At 49.6% G+C, this 25,614-nt stretch carries 26 protein-coding genes and 1 other RNA gene; 25 read left to right on the forward strand and 2 right to left on the reverse strand.

Translation table 11 applies throughout. The annotated features are described in order from the left end of the window. Positions 1–6 precede the first annotated feature (6 nt). From BN3279_RS15740 to rnpB, 17 genes are all read left to right on the forward strand, one after another. Positions 7–978, forward strand: coding sequence for a PhoH family protein (locus BN3279_RS15740; RefSeq protein ID WP_059052129.1), 972 nt, complete (start codon positions 7–9; stop codon positions 976–978). Between the two features lie 47 nt (positions 979–1,025). After that, positions 1,026–3,317 carry an HD family phosphohydrolase gene (locus BN3279_RS15745; RefSeq protein ID WP_059052130.1) on the forward strand — a complete coding sequence of 764 codons (2,292 nt, stop codon included), beginning with the start codon at positions 1,026–1,028 and terminating at the stop codon, positions 3,315–3,317. Continuing rightward, positions 3,289–3,786 carry an rRNA maturation RNase YbeY gene (gene ybeY / locus BN3279_RS15750; RefSeq protein WP_059052131.1) on the forward strand — a complete coding sequence of 166 codons (498 nt, stop codon included), beginning with the start codon at positions 3,289–3,291 and terminating at the stop codon, positions 3,784–3,786. Before BN3279_RS15745 ends, ybeY begins: the two co-directional genes overlap by 29 nt. Next, complete coding sequence (locus tag BN3279_RS15755; protein WP_059052132.1) at positions 3,786–4,157, forward strand: diacylglycerol kinase family protein; 372 nt, start codon at positions 3,786–3,788, stop codon at positions 4,155–4,157. The genes ybeY and BN3279_RS15755 overlap by 1 nt, the downstream gene beginning before the upstream one ends. Positions 4,158–4,174: 17 nt before the next feature. Then, on the forward strand, positions 4,175–4,588 hold the full coding sequence (locus BN3279_RS15760; RefSeq protein WP_059052133.1) for a cytidine deaminase: 414 nt from the start codon (positions 4,175–4,177) through the stop codon (positions 4,586–4,588). A gap of 64 nt (positions 4,589–4,652) precedes the next feature. Further along, entirely contained in the window at positions 4,653–5,555 is a 903-nt protein-coding gene (era, locus tag BN3279_RS15765; RefSeq protein ID WP_059052134.1) for a GTPase Era, read from the forward strand. Between the two features lie 116 nt (positions 5,556–5,671). Next, entirely contained in the window at positions 5,672–5,809 is a 138-nt protein-coding gene (locus tag BN3279_RS23470; RefSeq protein WP_082673102.1) for a YqzL family protein, read from the forward strand. Between the two features lie 20 nt (positions 5,810–5,829). Next, complete coding sequence (recO, locus tag BN3279_RS15770; protein ID WP_059052135.1) at positions 5,830–6,579, forward strand: DNA repair protein RecO; 750 nt, start codon at positions 5,830–5,832, stop codon at positions 6,577–6,579. Between the two features lie 184 nt (positions 6,580–6,763). Next, complete coding sequence (locus tag BN3279_RS23830) at positions 6,764–6,910, forward strand: hypothetical protein (protein ID WP_157686460.1); 147 nt, start codon at positions 6,764–6,766, stop codon at positions 6,908–6,910. A gap of 46 nt (positions 6,911–6,956) precedes the next feature. Beyond that, positions 6,957–7,844 carry a glycine--tRNA ligase subunit alpha gene (gene glyQ, locus BN3279_RS15775; protein ID WP_059054459.1) on the forward strand — a complete coding sequence of 296 codons (888 nt, stop codon included), beginning with the start codon at positions 6,957–6,959 and terminating at the stop codon, positions 7,842–7,844. Beyond that, entirely contained in the window at positions 7,837–9,918 is a 2,082-nt protein-coding gene (gene glyS / locus BN3279_RS15780; protein WP_059052136.1) for a glycine--tRNA ligase subunit beta, read from the forward strand. The genes glyQ and glyS overlap by 8 nt, the downstream gene beginning before the upstream one ends. Before the next feature lie 74 nt (positions 9,919–9,992). After that, the gene (locus BN3279_RS15785; protein WP_059052137.1) at positions 9,993–10,481 is read left to right on the forward strand and encodes a YaiI/YqxD family protein; all 489 of its coding nucleotides are present in this window, start codon (positions 9,993–9,995) and stop codon (positions 10,479–10,481) included. A gap of 69 nt (positions 10,482–10,550) precedes the next feature. Continuing rightward, a complete protein-coding gene (gene dnaG, locus BN3279_RS15790) occupies positions 10,551–12,371 on the forward strand; it encodes a DNA primase (RefSeq protein WP_059054461.1) in 1,821 nt (606 codons plus the stop codon). 45 nt (positions 12,372–12,416) lie between these two features. Next, on the forward strand, positions 12,417–13,541 hold the full coding sequence (gene rpoD, locus BN3279_RS15795; RefSeq protein WP_059052138.1) for an RNA polymerase sigma factor RpoD: 1,125 nt from the start codon (positions 12,417–12,419) through the stop codon (positions 13,539–13,541). Between the two features lie 215 nt (positions 13,542–13,756). Continuing rightward, positions 13,757–14,521, forward strand: coding sequence for a tRNA (adenine(22)-N(1))-methyltransferase (locus BN3279_RS15800; protein ID WP_059052139.1), 765 nt, complete (start codon positions 13,757–13,759; stop codon positions 14,519–14,521). Then, positions 14,497–15,612, forward strand: coding sequence for a Nif3-like dinuclear metal center hexameric protein (locus tag BN3279_RS15805; RefSeq protein ID WP_059052140.1), 1,116 nt, complete (start codon positions 14,497–14,499; stop codon positions 15,610–15,612). Before BN3279_RS15800 ends, BN3279_RS15805 begins: the two co-directional genes overlap by 25 nt. A 74-nt stretch (positions 15,613–15,686) precedes the next feature. After that, positions 15,687–16,092, forward strand: an RNA gene (gene rnpB, locus BN3279_RS23255) — RNase P RNA component class A. Positions 16,093–16,184: 92 nt separating this feature from the next. Here the strand turns inward: rnpB and BN3279_RS15810 are convergent. Then, entirely contained in the window at positions 16,185–18,089 is a 1,905-nt protein-coding gene (locus BN3279_RS15810; RefSeq protein WP_059052141.1) for a S8 family peptidase, read from the reverse strand. A 177-nt stretch (positions 18,090–18,266) separates the two neighbouring features. Between BN3279_RS15810 and BN3279_RS15815 the strand changes: the two genes are divergently transcribed. The 3 genes from BN3279_RS15815 to BN3279_RS15825 all read left to right on the forward strand — a co-directional run bounded on the left by BN3279_RS15815 (position 18,267) and on the right by BN3279_RS15825 (position 19,539). After that, positions 18,267–18,770 carry a YpuI family protein gene (locus BN3279_RS15815; protein ID WP_059052142.1) on the forward strand — a complete coding sequence of 168 codons (504 nt, stop codon included), beginning with the start codon at positions 18,267–18,269 and terminating at the stop codon, positions 18,768–18,770. Positions 18,771–18,916: 146 nt separating this feature from the next. Then, positions 18,917–19,132 (forward strand): DUF1540 domain-containing protein, encoded by a 216-nt coding sequence (locus BN3279_RS15820; protein ID WP_232436871.1) that lies wholly within the window; start codon positions 18,917–18,919, stop codon positions 19,130–19,132. Positions 19,133–19,155: 23 nt separating this feature from the next. Further along, positions 19,156–19,539: a hypothetical protein gene (locus BN3279_RS15825; RefSeq protein ID WP_059052143.1), complete on the forward strand. Its 384-nt coding sequence runs from the start codon at positions 19,156–19,158 to the stop codon at positions 19,537–19,539. 71 nt (positions 19,540–19,610) lie between these two features. Here BN3279_RS15825 and BN3279_RS15830 read toward each other — a convergent pair whose 3' ends face one another. Further along, positions 19,611–20,360, reverse strand: a complete 750-nt coding sequence (locus BN3279_RS15830; protein WP_059052144.1) for an AraC family transcriptional regulator — start codon at positions 20,358–20,360, stop codon at positions 19,611–19,613. 175 nt (positions 20,361–20,535) lie between these two features. Here BN3279_RS15830 and BN3279_RS15835 point away from each other — a divergent pair, with 175 nt between their 5' ends. The 5 genes from BN3279_RS15835 to BN3279_RS15855 all read left to right on the forward strand — a co-directional run bounded on the left by BN3279_RS15835 (position 20,536) and on the right by BN3279_RS15855 (position 25,540). Then, positions 20,536–21,888, forward strand: a complete 1,353-nt coding sequence (locus BN3279_RS15835) for an ABC transporter substrate-binding protein (protein ID WP_059052145.1) — start codon at positions 20,536–20,538, stop codon at positions 21,886–21,888. A gap of 4 nt (positions 21,889–21,892) precedes the next feature. After that, positions 21,893–22,774: a carbohydrate ABC transporter permease gene (locus BN3279_RS15840; protein ID WP_059052146.1), complete on the forward strand. Its 882-nt coding sequence runs from the start codon at positions 21,893–21,895 to the stop codon at positions 22,772–22,774. Then, positions 22,771–23,604, forward strand: coding sequence for a carbohydrate ABC transporter permease (locus BN3279_RS15845; protein ID WP_059052147.1), 834 nt, complete (start codon positions 22,771–22,773; stop codon positions 23,602–23,604). The genes BN3279_RS15840 and BN3279_RS15845 overlap by 4 nt, the downstream gene beginning before the upstream one ends. Before the next feature lie 30 nt (positions 23,605–23,634). Further along, positions 23,635–24,591: a nucleoside hydrolase gene (locus BN3279_RS15850; protein WP_059052148.1), complete on the forward strand. Its 957-nt coding sequence runs from the start codon at positions 23,635–23,637 to the stop codon at positions 24,589–24,591. A gap of 184 nt (positions 24,592–24,775) precedes the next feature. Continuing rightward, a complete protein-coding gene (locus BN3279_RS15855) occupies positions 24,776–25,540 on the forward strand; it encodes a lytic transglycosylase domain-containing protein (protein WP_059052149.1) in 765 nt (254 codons plus the stop codon). Positions 25,541–25,614: the final 74 nt, after the last annotated feature.

Below are 25,614 nucleotides of genomic sequence, written 5' to 3' on the forward strand. Positions count from 1 at the left end.
GTCTATTTGTCGGAACAACTGGTGAACCTTAAATTATCGCTTCAGAGTGCGGCTGAAGGACTTTCATTGTTCGGCCCTCAGGATGTGTTTTTGAAATTAATCGAACAGCATATGCAGGCGAATATTGTTTTACGGGAATCCGAAATTGTGATTCGTGGGGAACAACGGGAAGCAGAAAAGGCGGAGCAGTTGTTCGCGGTATTGCTCCAATTGATTCGGAACGGCTATATTCTGACCGAAAGAGATGTGCTTTATGCCATCGATTTGGCTAAAGATTTTCGCGCCGATCAACTGCTGGATTTATATAAAGGTGAAATTGCTGTTACTTACCGGGGCAAGCCTATTCGGGTCAAGACGATCGGTCAGAAGCATTACGTAACGACGATCAAGAAACGGGATATCGTCTTCGGTATCGGGCCGGCAGGGACGGGGAAAACCTACCTTGCCGTTGTTTTGGCGATTACAGCCCTCAAGGAGGGTTCAGTCAAGCGCATCGTCCTGACTCGCCCTGCCGTTGAGGCCGGCGAGAGTCTGGGCTTCCTACCAGGTGACCTGCAAGAGAAGGTAGACCCTTATTTGCGGCCGTTATATGATGCGCTTTACGATGTCATGGGTATGGAGCAGACGGCTAAGGCACTGGAACGTGGATTGATCGAGATTGCGCCGCTCGCGTATATGCGCGGACGGACGCTGGATGACTCGTTTATTATTTTGGATGAAGCGCAGAACACAACGCCGGAGCAAATGAAAATGTTCTTGACCCGTCTTGGCTTTGGGTCCAAGATGGTGATTACCGGCGACGTCACACAAATTGATCTGCCCAAGGGGAAGAAGTCCGGGCTTGTTGAGGCAAAGACTATCTTAAGCGGGATCGAAGAGATCGGGTTTGTATATTTTGACGAATCCGACGTCGTTCGCCACTCGCTGGTGCAGAAGATCATCGTTGCATACGATCGTGCTGCCGAAAATCAAGGGTAAGCTTCGGGTTAGGCCAGAGGTTTGCTTTGTTCAGGAGGGCTGTCTTTATGACGAATCACGATCAGCAAAAGAAAAATGAGTTTCCTTCCAAAATTACGGGTTGGAAACATAGTGTAGCGGTCCGGTATGCTTTGTTTGTGGTGCTTGTTATTATGCTGTATGTCAGCCTGGCGCCCAAATTGCTGCCCGAAACTTATGATATTGCGGTAGGCATGCCAAGCGACAAGGAAATTTTGGCACCTATGGACATTCCGGACACCAAGGCTACGTTAAAGGCACAGGAGGAAGCGGCCGAGAAAGAAGGTCAGGTGTTTACCATCCTTCCTCTTCGCAATGAAGCGTTGGTCGGGCAAATGCTTGACCGGATTTTTCGTCTGAATCAGGATGATCAGGTATCTGAGGATGACAAGATCAAGATTTATCGCGAGGAATTGCCACAGCGCGTCAAGGATCATGTTCAGAACTTTATCATGAATAACCGCAATTCCAGTACATACTCCGCGACGCTCTTTGAAGAGGTTACGCAACGAGTGGATGAGCAGCAATACCACATCTCGGAGGAAACCTTTATCAAAATTCCGCGTCTGACAGCCGAGGACATCAATGAGATGAAGCCGGTTGCTGCAGATATTGTTGCCAGACTTACTGCTGATCCGATTGTAGAGGCTCAGGCGGCACGGGCCAAGGTAGCGGAGATGGTGAGTACAAGCTCACTGAGTAAGCGAACCTCGCGCGAAGTCGTGCAAGAACTTGCCCGTCTATCCATTACAGCCAACAAGTTCTACGATGAAGAGGCGACAAAGGCAGCGAAGGTAGAGGCACGGGAGAACACACCAACTGTGTATATCAAGCAAGGGGATGTGCTCGTCGGCAAGGGTGAGAAAATTACCCAGGAAATGTACACGCTGCTGGAAAAAAACGGACTGTTGAAGGATGAGGTCAATTATTCACCACAGTTCGGCTTGGTGTTGTTTTCGCTATTGATGGCTATCGGGCTCATTATGTACATCCGTCAGTCCGAGGGTGCAAGTCGGTTTAAGTATAACAACTCACAGTTTGTCATGCTGTTGTTGATTATTTTGATCACCATAACTTCTATGCATGTTATCAATATTTTGCAGAATGAGCAGCGGCCGTATATCGGTTACTTGGCTCCTATCGCTACCGGTGCCATGCTGATTACCTTGTTGCTGGATTTACCGCTGGCCTATATCTGCTCGATTTTGTTCAGTATTCTGGCAAGCATTATTTTGAATCAGCGGCAAAATGAAATCTTTGACTTCCAATTTGGCTTCTTTGCCTTTGTGATTTCGTTTGCTTCGATCTTTGCAATTCATCGGGCAAGCCAGCGTTCCTCACTGCTTAAGGCGGGGATCATGATTTGCCTGTTCGGTTCCTTGTCGATCTTTACGATGCTGCTGATCGGCAATAAGGACTGGACTCAGGAAAGTACCTTGTATGCCTTGGGCTTCTCTATTGCAGGGGGCTTATTGACGACCATTCTGGTCATCGGCCTGATGCCGTTCTTCGAAGCATCCTTTGGCATTCTATCCGCACTCAAGCTTGTAGAGCTGTCGAACCCGAACCATCCGTTGCTTCGCAAGCTGCTGACGGAAACACCGGGGACTTATCATCATAGTGTCATGGTAGGTAATCTGTCAGAGGCGGCTGCTGAAGCGATTGGCGCCAATGGACTGCTCTGCCGAGTCGGGTCGTATTATCACGATATCGGCAAGACGAAGCGACCAAGTTATTTTATTGAGAACCAGAACAATATGGAAAATCCGCATGATTTTATCGATCCCAAGTTAAGCAAATCGATTATTATCGCCCATGCCCGGGATGGCGTGGAAATGCAGAAGGATTATAAGTTGCCTAAGCCGATTCGGGATATTGCGGAGCAGCATCACGGGACAACGTTCCTGCATTATTTCTATCATAAAGCGTTGCGTCTGGCCGAGGAGCAAGGGGTTGAGCCTGATTTTACCGAGGAAGACTTCCGTTACCCGGGTCCTAAGGCGCAGTCCAAGGAAGCTGCTGTGGTCGGCATTGCCGACAGCGTGGAAGCTGCGGTGCGCTCATTACGCAAGCCTACGGTGGAGCAAGTAGAGTCGATGATTGAGAAGATTATCAAGAGCCGTCTTGATGATCATCAATTTAATGAATGTGATTTGACGATGAGAGAACTTGATTTAATTGCCCAGACATTGAAAGAGACGGTAATGGGGATCTTCCACTCTCGGATCGAGTATCCGGAAGAAATGAAGAAGCATAAGGAAAACGAGGAGAAAGACAGGGGGCAGAAGCTGAATGAGCCTGGAACTGGCTTGGAGCAATGAGCAAGATAAGATGGAGATTGATGAGCATCTGATCGATCTGCTTGATAAAGCGTTGCAAATCGCCGCTGAGGCGGAAGGAATTACAGAAGGTGAGGTAGCACTGACCTTTGTGGATGACGAAGCTATTCATGAGTTGAATCGGGATTACCGGGGGATCGACCGGCCTACCGATGTGCTTTCCTTTGCCATGAATGAATCGCTGGATGACGAATTGGAAATTGTGTACGAACTGGAAGAAGACGAGGAAGTGGATGGTCTGACCGATGTGCTGGGAGATATCATCATCTCGGTGGATCGGGCCAAGCTGCAAAGTGAAGATTACGGGCACTCCCTGGAGCGAGAGATTGGCTTTCTATTCGTTCACGGCTTCTTACATTTGATTGGATATGATCATCAGGACGCCGAGAGTGAAGCGGAAATGATGGGCAAGCAAGAAGCGGCATTGGCCCGCGTCGGGTTGATGCGCTGATGAAGCCGACCCGCCACTGGAGCTCGACCTTTCGTTATGCACTGGAGGGAATTGTATCTTCCCTCAGAACTCAACGTAATCTAAGAGTCCATTGTGTGGTTGCGGTGCTGGTGATGGTCGCTTCCATCGTTTTGTCTCTGCCTGTCAGAGATGTGGCTTTGCTATTGCTGGTCATCGCGTTGGTCATTTCGCTGGAACTGGTCAATACGGCTATTGAGGCGGCAGTGGACCTAGCCGAGCCGGGTTGGCATCGTTTAGGGAAGATCGCCAAGGATGCTGCAGCCGGAGCAGTGCTGGTTGCCGCGGTGTTTGCCGTGGTGATCGGACTTCTGTTATTTTATGAACCGGTAACCTGCCTGCTTGGGTTGTGAGGAGAGGGAAGAAATTGATGGATGACATTCAATTGATACAGGAAGCGATACAAGCTCGGAAGGCAGCCTATATTCCCTACTCGGGGTTTGGGGTAGGGGCCGCCTTACTGGACGAGAAGGGGCAGGTTCATCGCGGCTGCAATGTGGAGAATGCTGCTTATAACCCAACGAATTGCGCGGAGCGGACGGCATTATTCCGGGCCATCGCAGACGGCCACAGGCCAGGAACATTTCGCGCTTTAGCTGTAGTTGGAGATACGGACGAACCCATTGCACCTTGTGGTGTTTGTCGGCAGGTGTTGCTGGAATTGTGCGGACCGGATATGCCGGTGATTTTGGGTAATCTTAAGGGGAATATCCGCCGTACGACGGTCGGGGAACTGCTTCCCTTCGCATTTGCTCCGTCCCATTTGGACGAGCCTCAATCTTAATGCATTGAACATTGATTGAATACAGGCTGAAGGGCCGATATGAACGGAAAGGAATCGTGTGCTAATGGCAAAAGCAAAATTCAAATCAGGCTTTGTGGCGATCATTGGACGGCCGAATGTGGGCAAATCCACGCTCATGAACCAAATCATAGGTCAGAAAATCGCTATTATGTCGGATAAACCGCAAACCACGCGGAACAAAATCCATGGGGTCTTTACTTCGGAGGCGATGCAAGTCGTTTTCCTGGATACACCTGGTATCCATAAACGTCAATCCAAGCTGGGCGATTATATGAACACAACGGCTTTGAGTACACTTGGCGAGGTAGAGGCGGTATTGTTTCTTATAGATGCTGCTGAGGGACTTGGAGGCGGAGACCGCTACATTATTGAGCGACTCAAGGATTTGAAGACGCCAGTCATTCTGGTCATGAACAAGATTGACCGCATTGAGCCGGAGCAACTACTGCCCTTGATTGAGGAATACAGTAAGCTCTATCCCTTCGCCGAAATTGTGCCAATCTCTGCGATGTTGGGCAACAACGTTAACACTTTGATGGAACAGATTGGAAAATATTTGCCGGAAGGTCCGCAATATTACCCAGAAGATCAAGTGACGGATCACCCTGAGCAATTTGTGTGCGCCGAACTGATTCGTGAGAAGATTCTGCATCTTACCCGCGAGGAGGTACCGCATTCCATCGCTGTTACCATTGAGGACATGCGAGCAGAGGATAACGGTGTAGTTTATATCTCGGCGGTTATTTTTGTTGAGCGGGATTCGCAGAAGGGAATTATTATCGGCAAGCAGGGAGCTTTACTGAAAGAAGTTGGCAAGCTGGCTCGTCATGATATCGAGAAGTTGCTTGGCTCAAAAATCTTCCTGGAGCTGTGGGTTAAAGTCAAGAAGGACTGGCGTAACCAGGACCGCGTGCTGAAGGATTTGGGCTTTCATAAAGATGCTTAAATAAGTATGGCCGGATCATCCGGTACTGGGAGTTATTGCAACGCATAGATCGCTTCTATGCGCACATCCTATCTTTGAAGATGCAGGCGTCGTTTCCGAAGAAAGGGTGAATACGAATGCGAGATTTTTCGTGGAAGTATTTTGCGATAACTGGAGATGTCGATGCTTACTTGTTCTATAAAGAAGTGGGCGGCAATTCCGAAGAGGAGAACGTAGCTGCAGATGAACTGGCTGCGGTGGAAGAGGCCGAGTAATTCCGTTTGGGGGAAGAGACATGCTCTACAGGGTGCAAGGCATCGTCATCCGTAGCATGGACTATGGCGAGGGCAATAAAATTATTACTTTGAGCACGGATACGCACGGTAAGATCGGGATTTTGGCAAGGGGAGCAAAAAAGGTCAAAAGCCGCCATGCCGCGCTAACGCAGCCTTTTACGTATGGAGAGTATATGTTCTTCCGTCAAAACGGTGGCTTGGGAACACTGAATCAAGGTGAGATCATTGAATCTCACTTTTCTTTGCGTGAAGATCTTTTCCTGACGGCTTATGCTGCTTATGCCTGCGAGCTGCTAGACCGCACTTTGCAGGATGATGAGGTGGGAAGCTTTTGGTTCTCCCAATTAAAGGCTTGTCTCGAAGGCTTATCGGCGGGCAAGGACCCGCAAGTTGTGGTGCACCTGTTCGAAATGAAGATTTTGCAGGCGGCGGGATATGGTCCATCCTTTGCAAGCTGTGTCTCCTGCGGGGTTAGCGATGACTCACCCTACATAAGTCCAAGACTTGGCGGCAGATTGTGCCGGAAGTGTCGACATCAGGACCCGGCGGCCGTGAAGGCTTCTCCCGGTGTGCTGAAGCTGCTGATTTTGTTCGAAAAGGTTGATTTAAGGCGGCTGGGCAATGTGGAGGTCAAAGAGGAAACCAAGCGGGAGCTGCAAACCCTGATGCGTGCCTTTATGGACATACAGCTAGGTCTTAAGCTAAAATCACAGCATTTTCTTGACCAACTCGATAAATATGAGATTTGACGAATGGCATAATATTAGGTAATATATATAAGATTTCTCTTCATAGAGAGTCCATGCGTTGAACGGGAAAAGTAACGAGGTTGAAGTTTGTTGAAATCAGGACCTAGCGTGCTGATCTAGCGAGTCGGGAGTGGTGAGAGCCCGGCCAAGCCGCCCTTGTGAACATGGCATCCCCGGAGCATGAATGGAACTTGAAAAGCGGATTTGCCTGGGAAAGCTGCTGCTTCGCAGCGGGGCAAATCAAGTAGGGTGGAACCGCGGGAACTTACAGCTCTCGTCCCTACGTCTGACAGCAGGCGTAGAGGCGGGAGCTTTTTATATTGCCTCGTAACAGCTAGCTGATTCCATTAGAGGTTAGGAGATGTGGTTCAATGAGTATTAACTTTCAGCAAATGATTCTCACGTTGCAGCAGTTCTGGTCGGAACAAAATTGTATTATCGTTCAGCCCTATGATGTGGAGAAGGGGGCAGGTACGCTAAATCCTATGACGTTCCTGCGTTCCATTGGTCCTGAACCATGGAATGTGGCTTACGTGGAGCCTTCCCGGCGTCCGGCTGACGGCCGTTATGGGGAGAATCCGAACCGCCTGTACCAGCATCACCAGTTCCAGGTGATTCTGAAGCCATCCCCGGACAATATTCAGGAGATTTATTTGGAGAGCTTGAAGCGCCTCGGAATCAATCCATTGGAGCATGATATCCGCTTTGTTGAAGATAACTGGGAACATCCCGGTCTGGGCGCCTGGGGACTTGGCTGGGAGGTATGGCTGGACGGAATGGAGATTACCCAGTTCACGTATTTCCAACAGGTAGGTGGAATCGAGGCTAATCCGGTAGCTGTAGAAATTACTTACGGGATGGAGCGTCTGGCCTCTTATATTCAGGATAAGGAGAATGTATTTGAATTGGAATGGGTGGATGGGACAACTTATGGCGATGTGTTCCACCAGGCCGAGTTTGAACATTCCAAATATACATTTGAGATTTCCGACGTCAAGATGCTGTTCACTTTGTTTAATATGTACGAGCAAGAAGCAGGGAAAGCGATGGATCAGGGGCTGGTATTCCCTGCCTATGATTATGTGCTTAAATGTTCTCACACGTTCAACCTGCTGGATGCAAGAGGAGCGATCAGCGTGACAGAGCGGACCGGTTACATTACCCGGGTACGCAACCTGGCTCGTCAGGTAGCTGCTACGTATTTGGAAGAGCGTGAGAAGCTCGGGTTCCCGATGCTTCAGAAAGGGGGCGCTGCTCGTGGCTAAGGATTTATTATTTGAAATCGGCCTGGAAGAAATGCCGGCCCGGTTCATTCGTAATGCAACGGAGCAATTGAAGGATCGTACGGTGAAATGGCTGGAGGAATCTGTTATTGCTCATGGCACAGTAGAGACTTATGCCACTCCGCGGCGCTTGGCGGTGTTGGTGAAGGATGTTGCGGAGAAGCAAGATGACGTACATGAGGAAGTCAAGGGACCTTCCCGCAAAATCGCTCTGGATGAGAACGGCGACTGGAGTAAGGCAGCGCTGGGCTTTGCCCGTAGTCAGGGAGCAAATCCTGAACAGTTTACCTTCCGCGAGCTTGGCGGCACAGAATATGTGTACGTTAACAAGAGCCGCATTGGTGTGGAGACAGCGAGTATCGTGGCTGAGGGGCTGCTTGGTATTTTACAGGCGATGAATTTCCCGAAAAACATGCGTTGGGGCAACCATGATTTCAAATTTGTTCGTCCGATTCGCTGGATGGTTGCCTTGTTCGGTCAAGATATTATTGATCTGGAAATTACCGGGGTTAAATCTGGCAATGTAACTCGTGGTCATCGATTCCTGGGAAGCGAAGCCGTTATCTCCGAGCCAGCCGGGTACGTAGAGACATTGCGTGCTCAGCACGTTATTGCCGATGTTAACGAACGTCAGGCGTTGATTGAGCAGCAGATTGCGGCTCTTGCGAAAGAAAAAGGCTGGGATATTGCAGTCAAGGATGATTTGCTGGAGGAAGTCCTGTTCCTGGTCGAAACACCAACCGTGCTCTTTGGCACGTTTGAGGAATCGTTCCTGAACATTCCGCAGGAGGTGTTAATTACCTCTATGCGTGAGCATCAGCGTTACTTCCCTGTCCTTGATAATAAGGGTAGCTTGTTGCCTTACTTCGTCACGGTGCGCAACGGAAATAATGCTTCGCTTGATGTCATTGCCCGTGGGAACGAGAAGGTGCTGCGTGCACGTCTGTCCGATGCGAAGTTCTTCTACGAAGAAGATCAGAGATTGGCGATCAAGGATGCCTTGTCCAAGCTGGAAAGCATCGTATTCCACGATGAATTGGGTACGGTAGGCGACAAGGTTCGGCGTATCCGCCGCAATACAGAGAAGCTGTCGAGCATGCTTCAGGTAGATTCGGGAACATCCGAAGCTGCTGCACGCACCGCAGAAATTTGTAAATTTGACCTCGTCACGCAAATGGTATACGAGTTCCCTGAGCTGCAAGGTGTAATGGGCGAGGACTATGCTCGTAAGGCCGGGGAAGCAGAAGCAGTCGCTCGCGGCGTGTTCGAGCATTATCAGCCGCGTTTTGCCGATGATGCGGTACCTGCCTCAACGGTAGGCTCTATTGTAAGTATCGCTGATAAGATGGATACGATTGCCGGATGCTTCTCGATTGGCATTATACCAACCGGTTCACAGGACCCGTACGGACTGCGCCGTCAAGCGGCTGGTATCGTGCAAATTATACTGGAACATCAACTGTCGATTTCCTTAGAGGATCTGTTCAAGCTGGCCTTGGAAACGCATCAGCAGTTCCGCGGCTTGAAGCGCGGTGAAGAGGAAATCCTGAAGGATATGATGGAATTCTTTGGACTCCGTGTCAAAAAAGCGTTGTCGGACAGTGAACTGCGCTATGATGTGGTCGATGCGGTTATCGCTGCTGGCTATGACGATGTCGTTTCCGTAGTTGCAAGAGGTCGTGCCTTGATGGAGGCAGTCCACAGCAAGGAGGAATTCAAGCTGACTGTGGAATCCTTCGGCCGTGTTAGCAATCTTGCTGCCAAAGCGACTGGAGGAAAGGTCCGTTCAGATCTTCTGACAGAGTCCGCAGAACAAGCATTGTATGAAGCTTGGCAGTCCGTTTCAAATAATTATCGTCAAACCCTGGCAGCACGTGATGCGGCTGGAGCTTTGGAACGACTTGGCGAGTTGAAGGAAGCCATCACCGTATTCTTTGATGCGGTTATGGTTATGGCTGAGGATGAAGCGGTCCGTGCAAATCGGCTGGCCTTGCTATCCGTTATCAATGATGATTTGAAGACATTCGCTGACTTTAGCAAGCTGGTTTGGGCATAACAATAAGAGGGAGACGGCGTGGTGGCTGGGATTAGCTCAGTCACTGCACCTGCCTCGCTTGAAAGCCGCGATGTATGGTTGAACAAGCAAGCGCGCAGAATGGAGGGAAGAAGGTGCAGATTGTCGTCGATGGGGATTCCTGTCCCGTAAAGGCGAAAATTGTCGAAATTGCAGGTCGATTTGGGATACATGTCTTGATGGTTTCCTCCTATGACCATGTGTTGCAGGCTGAAGAGGGTGTTACCGTGGTTCAGGTGGATCGGAGCAGCCAGAGCGCAGACATGTACATTGCCAACCATGTAGCCAAGGGAGACATCGTCGTTACTCAGGACTATGGCTTGGCCGCTTTGGTAATCGCCAAATCTTGCCAGTGTATCTCTCCCCGGGGCCGACTCTATCGCCCCGATCAAATTGACGAGTTATTGGAGAGTCGGCACCTTCACGCCAAAGCGCGGCGCAGCGGACGTTACTCGAAAGGGCCCAAACCGTTTACAGCAGCAGATCGCGAGCATTTTTCGGCTCAACTGACAAAACTTTTAGAACATTTGCAGGAGAATGTATAATTTTAGCGAATTATTATTTACGTCAAGGAGCATTGCACAAGGAAAGTTCCAAGGATGAAGGTGGTTTGGATGAGTACCGGGCGTGGTATACCGGAGGAAGTTATCGAAGCCGTCTTGCGTCAGCATGATATCGTCGATACCGTCGGCAAGCACGTTCATCTGACAAAGCAGGGTAAATACATGAAGGGATTATGTCCGTTCCATTCGGAGAAAACCCCTTCATTTACTGTGACTCCCGATCGCCAAATATTCCATTGCTATGGTTGCGGCAAAGGCGGGAACGCCATCAAATTCAGGATGGAAATCGAAGGGTTAACCTTTCCCGAAGCTGTAAAAATCATGGCGGACGAGGCGCACATCCCTTATGAAGATAAGGGAAGGACCTTTGAGGACACCCCTCGAAGCCGGGAGCTTGAACAACTGCTGCAGGCTTATGAATGGACCTCCAAGCTGTATCATTATTTGCTGAAAAATACGGAGTTCGGTAAACCAGCCATGGATTATTTAAAATCCCGGGGGTTTACGGACAAAGCGATTGACACGTTTCAAATCGGATACGCTCCTTCCAGATGGGATACGCTGGTGCAGTTCTTGGAGAAACGTTCCTTTGACCTGACAGAGATGGAGAAGGGTGGCTTGTTGTCGTCCAGGCAGGATGGTTCTGGATTCGTGGATCGGTTTCGTGACCGGGTCATTTTTCCATTACACAATCGGAGCGGCAAGGTGATTGCCTTTGCAGGCAGAGTCCTAGGCGAAGGACAACCCAAGTATCTGAACTCGCCGGAAAGTCGGCTGTTTACCAAGAGTCGCATCCTGTACAATCTGCATCTGGCGAAGAATGAAATCCGTAAAACTAGCCAGATCGTGCTCTTTGAAGGTTACGGGGATGTTATCAGCGCTTGGGAAGCCGGTGTTCATAATGGCGTGGCCACCATGGGAACGGCATTGACGGAAAGTCATGCGGCGATTATGAGAGGGATGGCCGAGGAGATTATGGTCTGCTATGATGGCGATTCCGCCGGACAAGCGGCTGCATTGAAGAGTATTCCGATTTTGGAGAACGTCGGCTTTCAGGTCAAAATTGCTCTGCTTAGTGAAGGCCTGGACCCTGACGAATTTATTCAAAAGCATGGAGCCGAGAGATTTCGCGAGCAGGTCTTGGCCGGTGCAGTTTCATCCGTCAAATTTAGGCTTATATATCTCAAAAAGAACCATATACTGCTAGAAGAAGACGGAAAGGTAGCTTATATCAAAGAAGCGATGCCCGTCATTGCAGGGCTTTCATCCCCAAGCGAACGTGAAATTTATTTGAAGGAATTGTCTGCTGATTTGCAGGTCTCCTTCGAAAGCTTGAAGCAGGAATGCAATGAACTTAGGACCGCTATGCAAAAAAAGGCAAGCGCTGGGGATAATAAGCCCGAAAGGTGGAATAATGGTAGGCATAAAAAAAGGCAGCCGTCAATGCCAACTCTGCTACCCGCTTATCATGTAGCAGAACGGAGACTGCTCGCTTTTATGTTGCAGGACGAAGAGGTGTCCCGCTATGTTAGTGAACGGGTGGGAACCGGCTTTAACATTGAAGATCATGTGGCTATTGCCGCTTATCTATACGCCTATTATGCACAAGGGAAGACCCCGGATGCAAGTCGCTTCATCCAGACGCTTCAGGATGAACGGCTGGAGCAGACGGCAATTTCTATCGCTATGATGGAAATCCCGGCCGATTGGACGACCGAAGAACTGGATGGTTGCATTCGGGAGATTAGGCGGGTACCGCTATTTGCACAGATCAAACAGAAGAAGGAAGAAATGGTGTCGGCCGAACGAGCCGGGGATTTTATACGTGCCGCACAAATAGCAAGTGAAATTATTGCCCTAGAGAGACAGTAAGACGATGGAGTTTCGGCGATGTTTCTAGGGAGGAGGGAGCCCGATATGACGAATGACCAGCATACTGAACTAGAAACGGAATTGACACTTGATCAGGTGAAGGATCAACTGATAGAACAAGGCAAAAAGAGATCTTCTTTAACTTATAAAGAGATTATGGAGAAGCTTTCGCCTTTTGATCAGGATCCCGACCAGATGGATGAGTTTTTTGAGCAATTGGCTGACCTTGGTGTTGACGTCACGGGTGATGGCGATGAAGAACGGCGGCGTGGAGATGGGGACGAATCCCATGAAAGAGAAGAGTTCACCTTTGAAGATGATCTGTCGCTACCCCCGGGAATCAAGATTAATGACCCTGTAAGAATGTATTTGAAGGAAATTGGGCGGGTACCCTTGCTGTCGGCAGATGACGAGATGGAGCTTGCCAAGCGAATTGAGAATGGGGATGAAGAGGCCAAACGGCGTCTGGCTGAAGCCAACTTGCGGCTTGTGGTCAGCATTGCAAAACGCTATGTGGGTCGAGGTATGTTATTTTTGGACCTCATTCAGGAAGGCAATATGGGTTTGATTAAAGCCGTGGAGAAATTTGACCACAAGAAGGGCTTTAAGTTCAGTACCTATGCTACGTGGTGGATTCGCCAAGCGATCACGCGGGCAATTGCTGACCAAGCTCGAACGATTCGGATTCCCGTGCATATGGTGGAGACTATCAACAAGCTGATCCGGGTGTCCCGGCAACTGTTACAAGAGTTGGGCCGTGAACCGGCACCTGAAGAGATTGCAGCCGAGATGGAACTCAGCGTGGAGAAGGTACGGGAGATTATGAAGATCGCTCAAGAACCGGTCTCATTGGAAACACCGATCGGGGAAGAAGACGATTCTCATCTGGGTGATTTTATTGAGGACCAAGAGGCACTTGCTCCTGCTGATGCAGCCGCCTACGAATTGCTCAAGGAGCAACTGGAGGACGTACTCGATACGCTTACGGAACGCGAGGAGAACGTACTTCGCTTGCGCTTTGGTCTTGATGATGGACGGACAAGAACATTGGAGGAAGTCGGTAAAGTCTTCGGCGTGACGCGCGAAAGAATTCGGCAAATCGAAGCGAAGGCGCTTCGCAAACTGCGTCATCCTAGCCGCAGTAAACGGCTGAAGGATTTCCTCGAATAAGCTGGATGCGGGCAGGCAACTTTGACCTTCTGCTGCGAAGCAGCAAGGTCATTTTTGTTACATAACAGAAGGAATCCGCCAGAAGAATATTCTGGATGTTTTTCCTTCTTTTTCTTTATTGATTTTATTTTAGCGTTTTTTCCCGGGCAATGCAAATGGCTTGCGTTGGTGATGAGAACATGGGGAAAACGAGCTATGGGTGGTGGAAACCGGTTATGAAATTATCAGCTAGATTGCAGCTAATTGCCGATTGGCTTCCAAGTGGATGCCGATTTGCTGACATTGGTTCAGATCATGGGCTATTGCCAGTATGCGCTGTGCAAAGTGGCAGGGCCGCCTTTGCCATCGCCGGAGAAGTCAATGACGGGCCTCTGGAAGCGGCACGCCGCCAGGTAGCGGAAGCCGGTGAGTCGGCAAGAATTTCAGTTCGTAAAGGAAATGGCTTGGCTGTCCTTGCCCCAGGCGAGGTGGATGCCATTACAATAGCAGGGATGGGTGGTGCTCTGATCGTCACTATCCTTGGCGAAGGTGAAGAGAAGCTTGCAGGCGTGAAGCGCCTTGTGCTGCAGCCTAACGTCGGGGGAGAGTTCGTACGTCGCTGGCTGCTCGGGCACGGATGGTTTTTGGCCAAGGAAGCGATTTTGGAGGAAGACGGTAAGATCTATGAAGTCATGATGGCAGAGAGGCCTTCTGATGTGGCCAGACAAAATGAAGAGCTCTATCGGGAGCGTGAGCTGCCAGGGGGCAATAAGGTACAGCTAACGAAGGAATTGTTGCTGATGATGGGCCCGCATTTGACGATGGCGCCTAACGAGGCCTTTCTTGCCAAATGGGATTCGGAACTGGAGAAGCTGGAACAGATTCGCCGTTCATTGACTGCCTCAAATCTGGAGGCGTCACGCAAGAAGGAAGCGGAATTAGTCCAATTATCGGGACAGCTTAAGGAGGTGCTGGCATGTTTGCCAAAGGTCAAACCGTAATACAATATATGGAGCAGTTGGCCCCCAAGCATGTAGCGATGGAGGGAGACAAGATCGGTCTGCAGCTAGGAAGCTTGCAGAAGGAAATCAGACATGTGCTGGTGGCTCTGGATGTGAACGAAGCTGTAGTGGATGAAGCCATTGCGCTTGGAGTGAATCTGATTGTGGCCCATCATGCGATTATTTATCGTCCACTTGCGAATTTACAAAGTGATACTCCGATGGGCAAGGTGTACGAGAAGCTGATCAAGCATGATATTGCCGTTTATATTGCCCATACGAACTTGGATATCACGGACGGCGGAATGAATGACTGGATGGCTGAGGTACTGGGTATAGAAAGCACGGGCTCTTTGGAGGACCTGCACACGGACGAACTGTACAAGCTGGTGGTATTCGTACCTAAGGACCATCATGAAAAGGTGCTGGATGCTGTGCTACAGGCAGGAGCCGGTGCCATCGGCAATTACAGCCACTGTAGCTTTAACCTGGAGGGTTACGGTACCTTTAAGCCTGGTGAGGGCAGTGACCCTTATATCGGCAGCCAGGGCAAGCTGGAGCAGGTTCAGGAAGTGCGGATAGAGACAGTCGTACCCCAGAGCTTGAAAAGCAAGGTTGTGCAGGCGATGCTAAGACAGCATCCCTATGAAGAGGTGGCATATGATCTGTATCCCCTGGCTTTGAAAGGCCGTACTTTGGGGCTTGGCCGAATTGGCAAGCTGAAGGAGCCGGTTACGCTTAAGGAATTTGCAGAACAAGTTAAGCAGCAGTTCGACGTACCGGTGGTGCGAGTGGTCGGCGACCCGACCCGAATTCTCAAGAAAGCATCGGTATTGGGCGGTTCAGGTGGCCGTTATTGGAAGAATGCACAGTTTCGTGGTGCAGACGTACTGGTCACGGGGGATGTGGATTATCACACGGCCCAGGATGCCGAGATGGCAGGAATTGCGTTGATTGATCCCGGACATAATGCGGAGAAGATCATGAAGCCTCGCGTGGCGGCGTGGCTTGCGGAGCAACTGAAGGCAGGCAAATATGCTACTGAGGTGCATATCTCGGCGGTCAACACCGAGCCATTTCAGTTCATGTAGCCATTTAAGATTCCCAATTAATCGCTCTTGTCAATGCCTTGCAATGTCTGTATACTATACAAGTGTTGCCTTCGAAAGTTTGACAGACAATCGCCGGCGGCGTTAAGCCGCGGGAGGAAAGTCCGGGCTCCATAGGGCAGGGTGCTGGATAACGTCCAGTCAGCGCGAGCTGAAGGATAGTGCCACAGAAATGGACCGCCGATGGCGCGCTTTAGGCGCGTACAGGCAAGGATGGAACCGAGGTGTAAGAGACCCCGAGGAACGCTGGTGACTTCGTTCCTGGTAAACCCCACTTGGAGCAAGACCTAATGGGACGCAGCTTCTTAACAGAAGTAGCCTTAGCCCGAGGCGCGTCCGGGTTGGTTGCTGGAGCCGCTCAGTAATGTGCGGCCTAGATAGATGATTGTCGCTTGACTGCGGGAGGGTTGTTCCCGTTATACCGCAATGAGCACAGAACCCGGCTTACGGCAAACTTTCAACACTAAAGGGAACATTATGTTTTTATCTATGAGTAAAGCCTTCGCTTTTCGGAATTTTGTTCCGGTAAGCGAAGGCTTTTTTTTGGCAAAATACTATTTAAGCCGTTCTATCACGCGTTCCATCTTGCGTTGAATAGATTGGGGCCAGAACTGCAGGGGAGCTTTCCCTCCTCCGGCTGCTTGCAGTGCGGCATAGACATCAATTTGACCGTAGCCATAATATTTATCTCGCCCGGTTGCCCCCAGATCAATGACGCTACTACGAATAAGATCCATCACCTCTGTATTTTTCAGATCGGGGTTGACCGAACGGATCAATGCGGCTAGAGCAGCCACATGAGGGCTGGCCATGGAGGTGCCAGACAATGCTGCATACTGATTATCCGGATAGGTACTGGCGATGCTCTCCCCAGGAGCCATCACATCGATATAATCCCCATAATTGGAGAAGGCAGCTCTTTGCAAATTATAATCGGTTGCCGACACCGACAGAACCTCAGGGTAAGCGGCAGGATAGCCAGGACGTTCTGTATTGTCGTTACCGGTGGCGGCAATCAAGACGACATCGCGTTCGAAGGCATACTTGATAGCCTCGTGCAGAAACTCGGCATCCGCATAGTTACCCAGGCTCATGTTAATGACTTTGGCTCCGTGATCGGTGGCCCAGATAATTCCCTGGGCGACGGAATAGGTTGTACCAGCCCCGGATTGGTCAAGCGCTTTGACCGGCAGGATCTTGCCTCCCCACATCATTCCAGCGATCCCTTCGCCGTTATTGACATTCGCCGATATAATCCCCGCTACATGCGTACCGTGCCCAACGTCATCAGTGGGCTTTTGCTCGGGATTGATTACATTGTAACCTTGCAGCAGTCTTCCTTGGAGATCTGGGTGGTTCAAGTCAACTCCGGTATCCACCACGGCAACGATAATATTATCGTTGCCCTTGGATAGCTGCCAACCTCGGTTGGTTTCAATGACTGGCAGGTTCCATTGGTATTCCGAGAATAACAGATCATTAGGGATTTCCGGTGCTGATTCTTCAAGCGTTGAGCCATAGCTGCTATCGACGCTCTCGTTAGTCAGGTACAAATAATGGGGTTCAACATATTGCGGATTCCATCGCTTCTCGAAATACTGTTTAAGCTGCTGCATGCTCATCGTCTTGGACCGGAAAATGTAAGTGTTCCTCAATTGACTCGGTGCAGAACATTGGATATCTTGCTGAATTTCTTGCATTTGCGTGGCACTGGGACTTTGCCGGAAGGTAACTACGAGCTCATTTTCATAGTAGTGGCTGGCCTTCTCGTTATCATGGCCGGTCTTGACCGTAATATCTTGCAAGGTATCGGCATGCACGGATTCAATCTTGAATTTACCTTCCTTAGGGTAAGGGATCAGACGCAAATTTTTGTGTTGATGATCCTGGACCCGCTGAAGAATTTGGACATCCATCACAGCGATGATTCCTTGCTTGCCTTGTTTGGAGGGCTCGGCGGCGACAAAATATTTCGGCTGATTCTCCGGAAAAGCCGGGGATTCATAAGATTTCGATTGTTTCAAAGCTCGCTTGGCGTAGGACAAATACGTATTTAACTCTTTTTGCTGTTTGGAGTCGGGGGAGAAATCGGCACGGCGGAACTGATTTTCTTGCCCCGTGGTTGCGTTATACGACAAAATAGTTTGGAACTGCTTATGATCTTTTTGCAAAGATTGAGCCAAGGCAGACAGCTTATCAGGAGCCCCCGGTTTCAGCGAGCTGGCAAGCTCACGAAGATGTCCCCGGGCATCCATGCGGGATAAGCGCTCCGTGGCTGTCATGTCCCTTCTTAGCATATTTTGCTTTAATCTCTGTTCCTCGGCCGGTTTGGGAACCGTCTCTTGCGTGGATTGCTGTGTGAATCGATTGCTGCATGCAGGCAGAACTAGCAGAGAAAGCACCATCATCGGCACGATGATACCCGCCATCTTGTTTAGGAACCGTTTGTGCCTGTTCATCGGTCAAAACCTCCTACAAGGGTATTGGTAGTGTATTGGCTATAGCGTGAGGTGAACCAGCCGATTTTATTCCTTGAGGGATACCGTATTTCCATGAATTGTGTTACGATATTTTCAACAAAAATCAGCAACCGACATGAGCATACCGATCACTACAAGTGAAGGAGAATCGTAAGCATGCCACAAGCCAACAACATCAGGCCGCTGTGTGAAGCCACGAGACAGAAGCTCAACAGCGCAAAGGGTAAACTCGAAGCCTTTTTAAACCATTTTTCGCTAACTCAATTTACGGAAGAGAATGAAGAAACGATGTTGTTTTATTCCGGCTTTCTGTCGGATTTACGACATCTCCTGGTATTTTCGGAGGTTTGCTACGAGAAGCTGGGAATTGCTTTGCGGCGGGGGACCTTTGATGAAGAGGCAACCGAAAAAATCTTGTATCAGGTATATCATGACTGTGTGAATTCGTTCTTTTACCCCAAGAGCGAATGTTATTCTGAAGATGGCAGGTATGCCTACACAGGGCAGGATGCGATTCGTTTCCGCAAGAAGCCGGTCCGGCCGGCGCGTGATATCATCTTGGAGATTACCGGTACCTTTGAAGAATTACGTGATGATTTGACTTACTATGAGAGCGATTATTTGACGGGGCTTCGCCTGAAGAAGACAGCCTCCAACTAAAAAAGCAACAGAATGGAAGTTTACAAAAGATGCCGCTGTGGCATCTTTTTTTTGTACCATTTACTAAGTGTGAAGTTGCATAAGGGATGGTCCAAGCGGGGAAAATGTTATCCGAGGTGATCAATATGCCAAATGGCGATAAACCGATGGTTAAATGCAGTGTAGCTAACTGCAGCTATTGGGGAGAAGAAAACGTATGCAACGCCGATGTCATCATGATTGATATCGATCGGCATGCGGACAGCCGTTATCAGGAAGAATTTGCGGGCGAGACCTTTGACACCGAACATCAGTCTGAGGCATCTACGTCTTCAGCCACCTGTTGCCACACCTTTAAGCCCAAAGCAGCAGCATCTTCGTAAAGTCAGAAGGGAGGGATATAGCAATGTCTGATAAGGAACGTGTGGATTACCCCCGCAAAGCAGATCGACAGCATCTTGAAGAATATGCTGCCGAGGTAACGCCGGCGGGTACGTACAGCGGTAACGTTATAGGTGAAGGTCGAATTGAGCGTGCTGAAAATGATGCCCGTTCGACGGACTCACATGAACCCGTGCAGGCAAGCCAATCAGGCCGTACGGTGGGTTATGTCGGTGTAGGGCTAGGAATCGCCGCATTGTTCATGTGGTCGATTATTTTGGGTCCACTTGCAGCGGTGATGGGCTTCTACGCCTATAGTCAAGGCCACAAGACATCCGGAGCCTGGGGCATCGGACTTGGCATCGTATCCACCTTAAGCTATTTCGTACTCATGCCGTTTACTCGTTAATCAAGGGTGCGGCAAGTTGCCGTTCATTGCACGGACCGCTTCTTAATGGAAGCGGTCCGTTTGCAATACAGCTAATTGGCTTTTCTGAATTTAAGCGGGGTCAGACCAGTTTCCCGTTTAAAAATGGTGCAAAATTGGGAATCCTTAACGAAACCGGACTTTTGCGCTATTTCGGACACGGGAAGCTCAGTTCGCAGCAACAGCAATTTGGCGTACTCCAGCCGTTTGCGCTGTAAATACTGCTGCGGCGGAACGCCCGCCGTTTCCTTGAACAGATGCCGGAAGCGGTCGTAACTGTAGCCCGACATTTTCGCCAGCGTCTCCACGGATAATGGCTGCCGGAAATGCTCGTCCATAAAGTTGATCACGTATTGCAATCTCTCACCATAAAACCGGACCGGCTTGTTCCACTGGGATAGCCGTTGGACTTGTGTAGTGAGCTCCGAGACAAGCAGATTGAGCATCGCAAAATAGCCTTCTTGCTGCTCATTGAACTCATGTTCCATCCGCAGAAGCAATTGCCGGATCGTCTGTTTCTCGTCATCTTCAAACAATTTGTTGCCATGCCGAACGGCGTAGTCTTGCTGACTGTGAAAGCCAATAAAAAGCAACTCTGATTCTTCGTTATGCTTTTCGTCATGCAGGACTCGCGGGGAGATGAAGGCAAAGCTGCCGGGCTTGATACTATAACTATCCGAGCCGATATTGGTTATTCCATTACCACTGAAATAATAAACCAACTCGTAGCATTCGTGGTGATGCATCTGTATATAGGTGTTTTTGGGATGTTTTGTATGAAACAGAAACAATAATTTATCCATATTAGGCCTCCATAGGCACAGGTTAGCCGAATAATTAAAAAAAGCGGCCGAATTGGGGTACTGCGAAACGCGTTTTATTGGTACTATCCTAACAGTTGCTGCAATAAACCGCAATAAATGCAGGTTTTATGTCAGCTAATCTTACATCGTAAACGACATGAGGAGTGGGGCAGAAATGAACAAAAAGAAAATGGGATGGATGATGTCGCTTGTGCTCGGCTTAACGGTCGTTCTCAGCGCATGCTCGGGCAATAACGCATCGCCTGGTGAGGGTACAACAGGTAATTCGACTGCCGGAGAGTCCAAAACCTTGACGATCATGGCGGAAAAAAGCTCGCACGCTGACGCGTTCAAGAGCATTATTCCAGATTTTGAAGCCAAAACAGGTGTAAAGGTGAACGTAGTTGAGTTGCCTTATGATCAATACCATCAGCAATTGACGCTGAAATATACTTCTGGTTCGGCTGATTTCGATTTGGCGTATGTGCCAATCGGCTGGGTGCCTGAGCTTCAAGTTCCCAACTATATCGTACCTATCAGCACGGATGAAGCCAAATTGAGCGAACTGGAGCTGGACGACTTTCCAGGTATTGAAAATGCTTATTTTGGCGCTAACAACGAGTTATACTTCGTGCCTTACATGAATGAAACGCAAGGTATCCTTTACCGGACAGACCTGTTTGAGGATGAGCAAGAGAAGGCAGCCTTCCAGGAGAAATACGGTTATGAACTGGCTCCGCCTGCAACTATTGAGCAGTACAAGCAAATCGCCGAATTCTTTAACCGTCCAGACGAAAACTTAAGCGGCGTAACCTTGATGGGCGAAAAGAGCATTTTGCTCGGCTTTGCTTTCTACAACCGTCTCTTTAATTATGGCGGGGATTTGTATGACGCGGACTACAAGCAACAATTTAACAACGAAGCGGGTGTCAAGGCGCTAAACGATCTGCAGGAGCTGTTCCAGTTCACTTCGGCTGCATCCAAGCAATATGGATGGTCTGATGCTTCAGGTGAATTCTTGCAAGGACGCAGCGCTATGGCAGAAATGGCCACAACCATTGCCCAGGTCGCTCAAGATCCGGATCAATCCCGAGTAGTTGGCAAGGTGGGCTTCTCAGCAATTCCGGGCGTAGATGAGAACACGTCAGACGTGAAACGCTTCTACCTTCCGTTTGGATTTGTTGTAACTGGCTCCTCGGAGTTAAAGGATGAGGCGTTCGACTGGATTGAATTTGCCACTAGCCAGGAAATGATGGAGAAAGCGGCACCCGTCGGCAACATTCCGGCACGCACCTCCGCACTCACAGGCGCACTGGCTTCCGAATACAGCTTCTATGAGCCGCATGCGGATATTATGAATTCATTCCGTCTTGAGCCGTTACCGTTGATTCCAGAAGGTGCAACTGTGACTGGCGATATCTTGCCAAGTGCGGTCTCTAGGTTCCTGAACGGAGAGCAATCGGCCGAGGATGCGCTCAAGCAGGCCGCTGAGGAATATGACGAGCTTATGAGCTCCAGAGGGTATTAAAATCGTGTCATCCAAAGCACTTAAAAAATGGGGCGTCGTGCTGCCCGGCGTCCTGATCATCGTGATCGTGCTGCTGATTCCGATAGGAGCGGCGCTGGGTCTTAGCTTCTTCTCTTATCCACTGCAACGCCCCGATCTGGGTATTCGCTTTACGGGGCTGGATAATTTCATCAAATTGCTGTCCGACCGTAGCTTTACCAACTCATTAGGCAAAAGTATGCTGTTCACCTTAGGTGCCGTGGCTGGCGAGCTGGTACTCGGTATGATCTTGGCTCTGCTGCTGAACGGCCGGGTATGGGGTAAAGCCATCTTCAAGGTGGCATTTATGATCCCGATGATGATGGTGCCTGTCGTGGTTGGGGTGTCCTGGCGGCTGTTCCTGCTGCCGGACTTCACACCGCTCGGACCTATCTTCGATCGGCTAGGTATTCCATTTGATCCATCACGGCTGCTGACTGAACCAGGCTGGGCCATGTTCTCAGTTATTCTTGCCGATGTATGGCAGTGGACGCCGTTTGTTATGCTGCTCTTGCTAGCTAACCTACAAGGGATTTCACATGAGATTTATGAAGCGTCGCAAATGGACGGTGCTTCCAAATGGCGGGAATTCTGGCGGATTACACTGCCGCTCGTCTTGCCGGGCATGTTGTCTGTGGGCATCCTGCGCGCCATGGACGCGATGCGGACATTTGACCTTGTATACATTCTGACCAGTGGTGGTCCGGGAACGGCTACCGAATTGGTCTCCATCTACAACTATAAAATTGCATTTAGCCGTTATGATATGGGTTATGCATCTGCCGTTTCGACCGGTGTGATGATCGTGGTCGGAATTGTGATTTTTGCCTTGCTTAGCTTGGCGAACCGGGGAGGGAAAACGAGATGAAGGCCAAAGCCATTCGCAGAAATCTAGGCACGGGACTAAGAACCGCCGTGTTGTGCCTGTTTCTTGTTTTCTTCACCCTGCCAATTCTTTGGGTGTTCCTGACTTCGATCAAACGACCTGTAGATCAGATGGCGATTCCACCAGTCTGGTTCCCGGAGAACCCGGTATTTGATGCTTATCTGGAACTGTTCCGGCATCCCGACTTTGTGACCAGTTTGCTGAACAGTCTACTGATTGCCGGTACAGCGACATTGATCACGGTTCTGTTCGGCGCCTTGGCGGCTTATGGCATTGAACGTTTCCGTGTTGGTGGAACGTTGTTGCCCAACTTGCTGCTGCTGACCCGGATGATTCCACCGGTAGTCGTTATTGTGCCTATCTTCCTGATGGCATTCCGTACGCAAATGCTGGACACTTATTTTCTCATCATTGCCGCTTATTCGGCCTTGAATATGGCACTTGTTATCTGGCTGCTGCGTTCGTTCTTTGCCTCGCTGCCAGCCGATATGGAGGAAGCGGCCATGATTGACGGTTGCTCACGCCTGCATGCCTTCTGGCGAATCGTGCTGCCGGTGGTTATGCCGGGGATTGCTGCAACCGCACTTATTTGCTTCATTTTCTGCTGGAACGAATTCCTTTTTGCTGTCACGCTGACGGGCCAGGAGACTAAAACAATGCCGGTCCTGACCAGTACGTTCGTCAGTCAGAAAGGTCTGGATCGCGGATTGATGTCGGCAAGCGGTGTTGTATCCAGCCTGCCGATCGTATTGCTCACCGTATTCTTCCAGCGTTATCTGGTTAACGGGTTGACACAGGGTAGCTTAAAGTAGTCATCTCATCTCGATAAGGCATTTGAAAGGATGAAATCATTGAAAAAAGTAATTATTGACTGTGACCCGGGAATGGACGATTCTCTGGCCCTTATTCTGGCTTTGAAATCTGACAAGCTATCAATTGAAGGGGTTACGACGGTTGCGGGCAACTATCCGATTGAGGTTACGAGTGTCAACGCTCTTAAAATTATGGAGTTGATGGGACGCACCGATATCCCTGTTGCCAAAGGGATGGGCAAGCCGCTGGTTCGCGACTTGGCCTCAGATCCATTCTCACATGGCTCAGATGGCCAGGCTGAGGTGCATTTGCCAGAACCGGTAACTCCGCTCTATCACGGACATGCGATTGATTTGATTGTGGAGAAGGTTAAGCAGTATCCCGGAGAAATGCATTTGATCGCTCTCGGTCCATTAACAAACATTGCGATGGCAATGATGAAGGCACCAGAGATCGTACCTATGATTGCGAGCATTACGGCCATTGCGGGCTCCTACGGCTTAAATAAATACTCGACGGCTAACGCTACCGGCGATAATCCGCAAAGTGAATGGAATGTTTACGTTGATCCGGAAGCTGCTGAAATGATCTTCAAATCAGGTGTTCCGTTGCAGGCGATCGGCTTGGACGTATCCACCCACTTCGACGTGAACTTCACCGAAGCGGAACTGCTGGAGCTGGAGGCATCGCCAAGAGCAGAAGCAGACGTGCTGCGGAGAATGATATCCTTCGTAGTAGGTCGGGGATTTGAATCGTATTGTGTACTAATCGATTCCATGGCCGTAGCTGCCGTTATCGACCCTACGCTGGTTCAGTATATTACAGCAAAGGTCGGCGTAGAGACACAGGGTAAATTGACGCTGGGCATGACCGTTATGGATTCACGGCATCATCATGTCTGGAACGATCTACCGGACGTGCAGGTGGCCTGTGAAGCCGATTATCGGCGTTTCTTGAAGCTTGTGATGACCAGCGTGCTGGCTTAGGCGAGGTTGTAAGAACATATTTACTTCGGGGTTATCCGGCAGGCAGGAAAAACTGACCAAGCCGGATAACCTCGTTTTGCTTTTAGTGCGTGTTCAGAAAAAAGTGGTGGTGAACCAAGCGCATAACGTGTAAAATGAAAGCATCAAGCTTGTCATTTCCCAAAAAAGAGGAGCTTTAATTGCGATGCAAATAGACCCGCGCACGCTAGGACAGATGATTCAGCTTCAATCTATGAACCAGATTGATCTGCAAGGAACTGCGGTACAAAGCCAAAGTCAGACCGGCGATACCGATGGTTCGTTGTTTGATATATTGTTGCAAGAGATGATGCTTTCGGAGCAAGGGGATAAGGCTGATGTTGCTACTGAGCCGGATTCCTCATCCATGCTTTCTTTATTGCAGAACTATATGTTGTCCGCCGGGCTGGACGGAGCTTCCAATTGGGAAGGCCTGTTATCTGGCACTCTGTCGTCTGCATCCGGCATGACGGATTTCTCGAATGAAGAAATCTCCGGATGGTCTCGCGCAGGTGCGGGAGATCTGCAGGATCTTATCACTAAGGCCAGCCGCAATTATGGTGTGCCGGAAAGCTTGATTAAAGCCGTTATTGCGACGGAATCTTCCTTTAATCCACAGGCCATGTCTTCAGCAGGAGCCAAGGGGCTTATGCAGCTTATGGACGGAACGGCCCGAGGGCTTGGCGTTACCAATTCATTTGACCCGGCACAGAATATTGACGGTGGGACGAAATACTTATCCTATCAGTTAAACCGCTTTGGCGGTGAAGTGAAGACAGCACTCGCGGCGTACAACGCTGGACCAGGCCGCTTGCAACGTCTTGGTATCAGCAATGATGAGCAATTGATGGAGAACCTTCATCTGCTGCCGCAAGAAACACAAAACTACATTGGTAAAATTATGAATGCTCAGGCTAAGTTTGAAGTCTGAGATGCTTGATTGATAGGGCGTGTAACGGAAGATCAATCGAGAAAACGTTCGAAAACCGGTCTCTTCAGGTTTTT

The sequence above is a fragment of the Paenibacillus senegalimassiliensis genome (assembly GCF_001486585.1).
GTDB lineage: Bacteria > Bacillota > Bacilli > Paenibacillales > Paenibacillaceae > Fontibacillus > Fontibacillus senegalimassiliensis.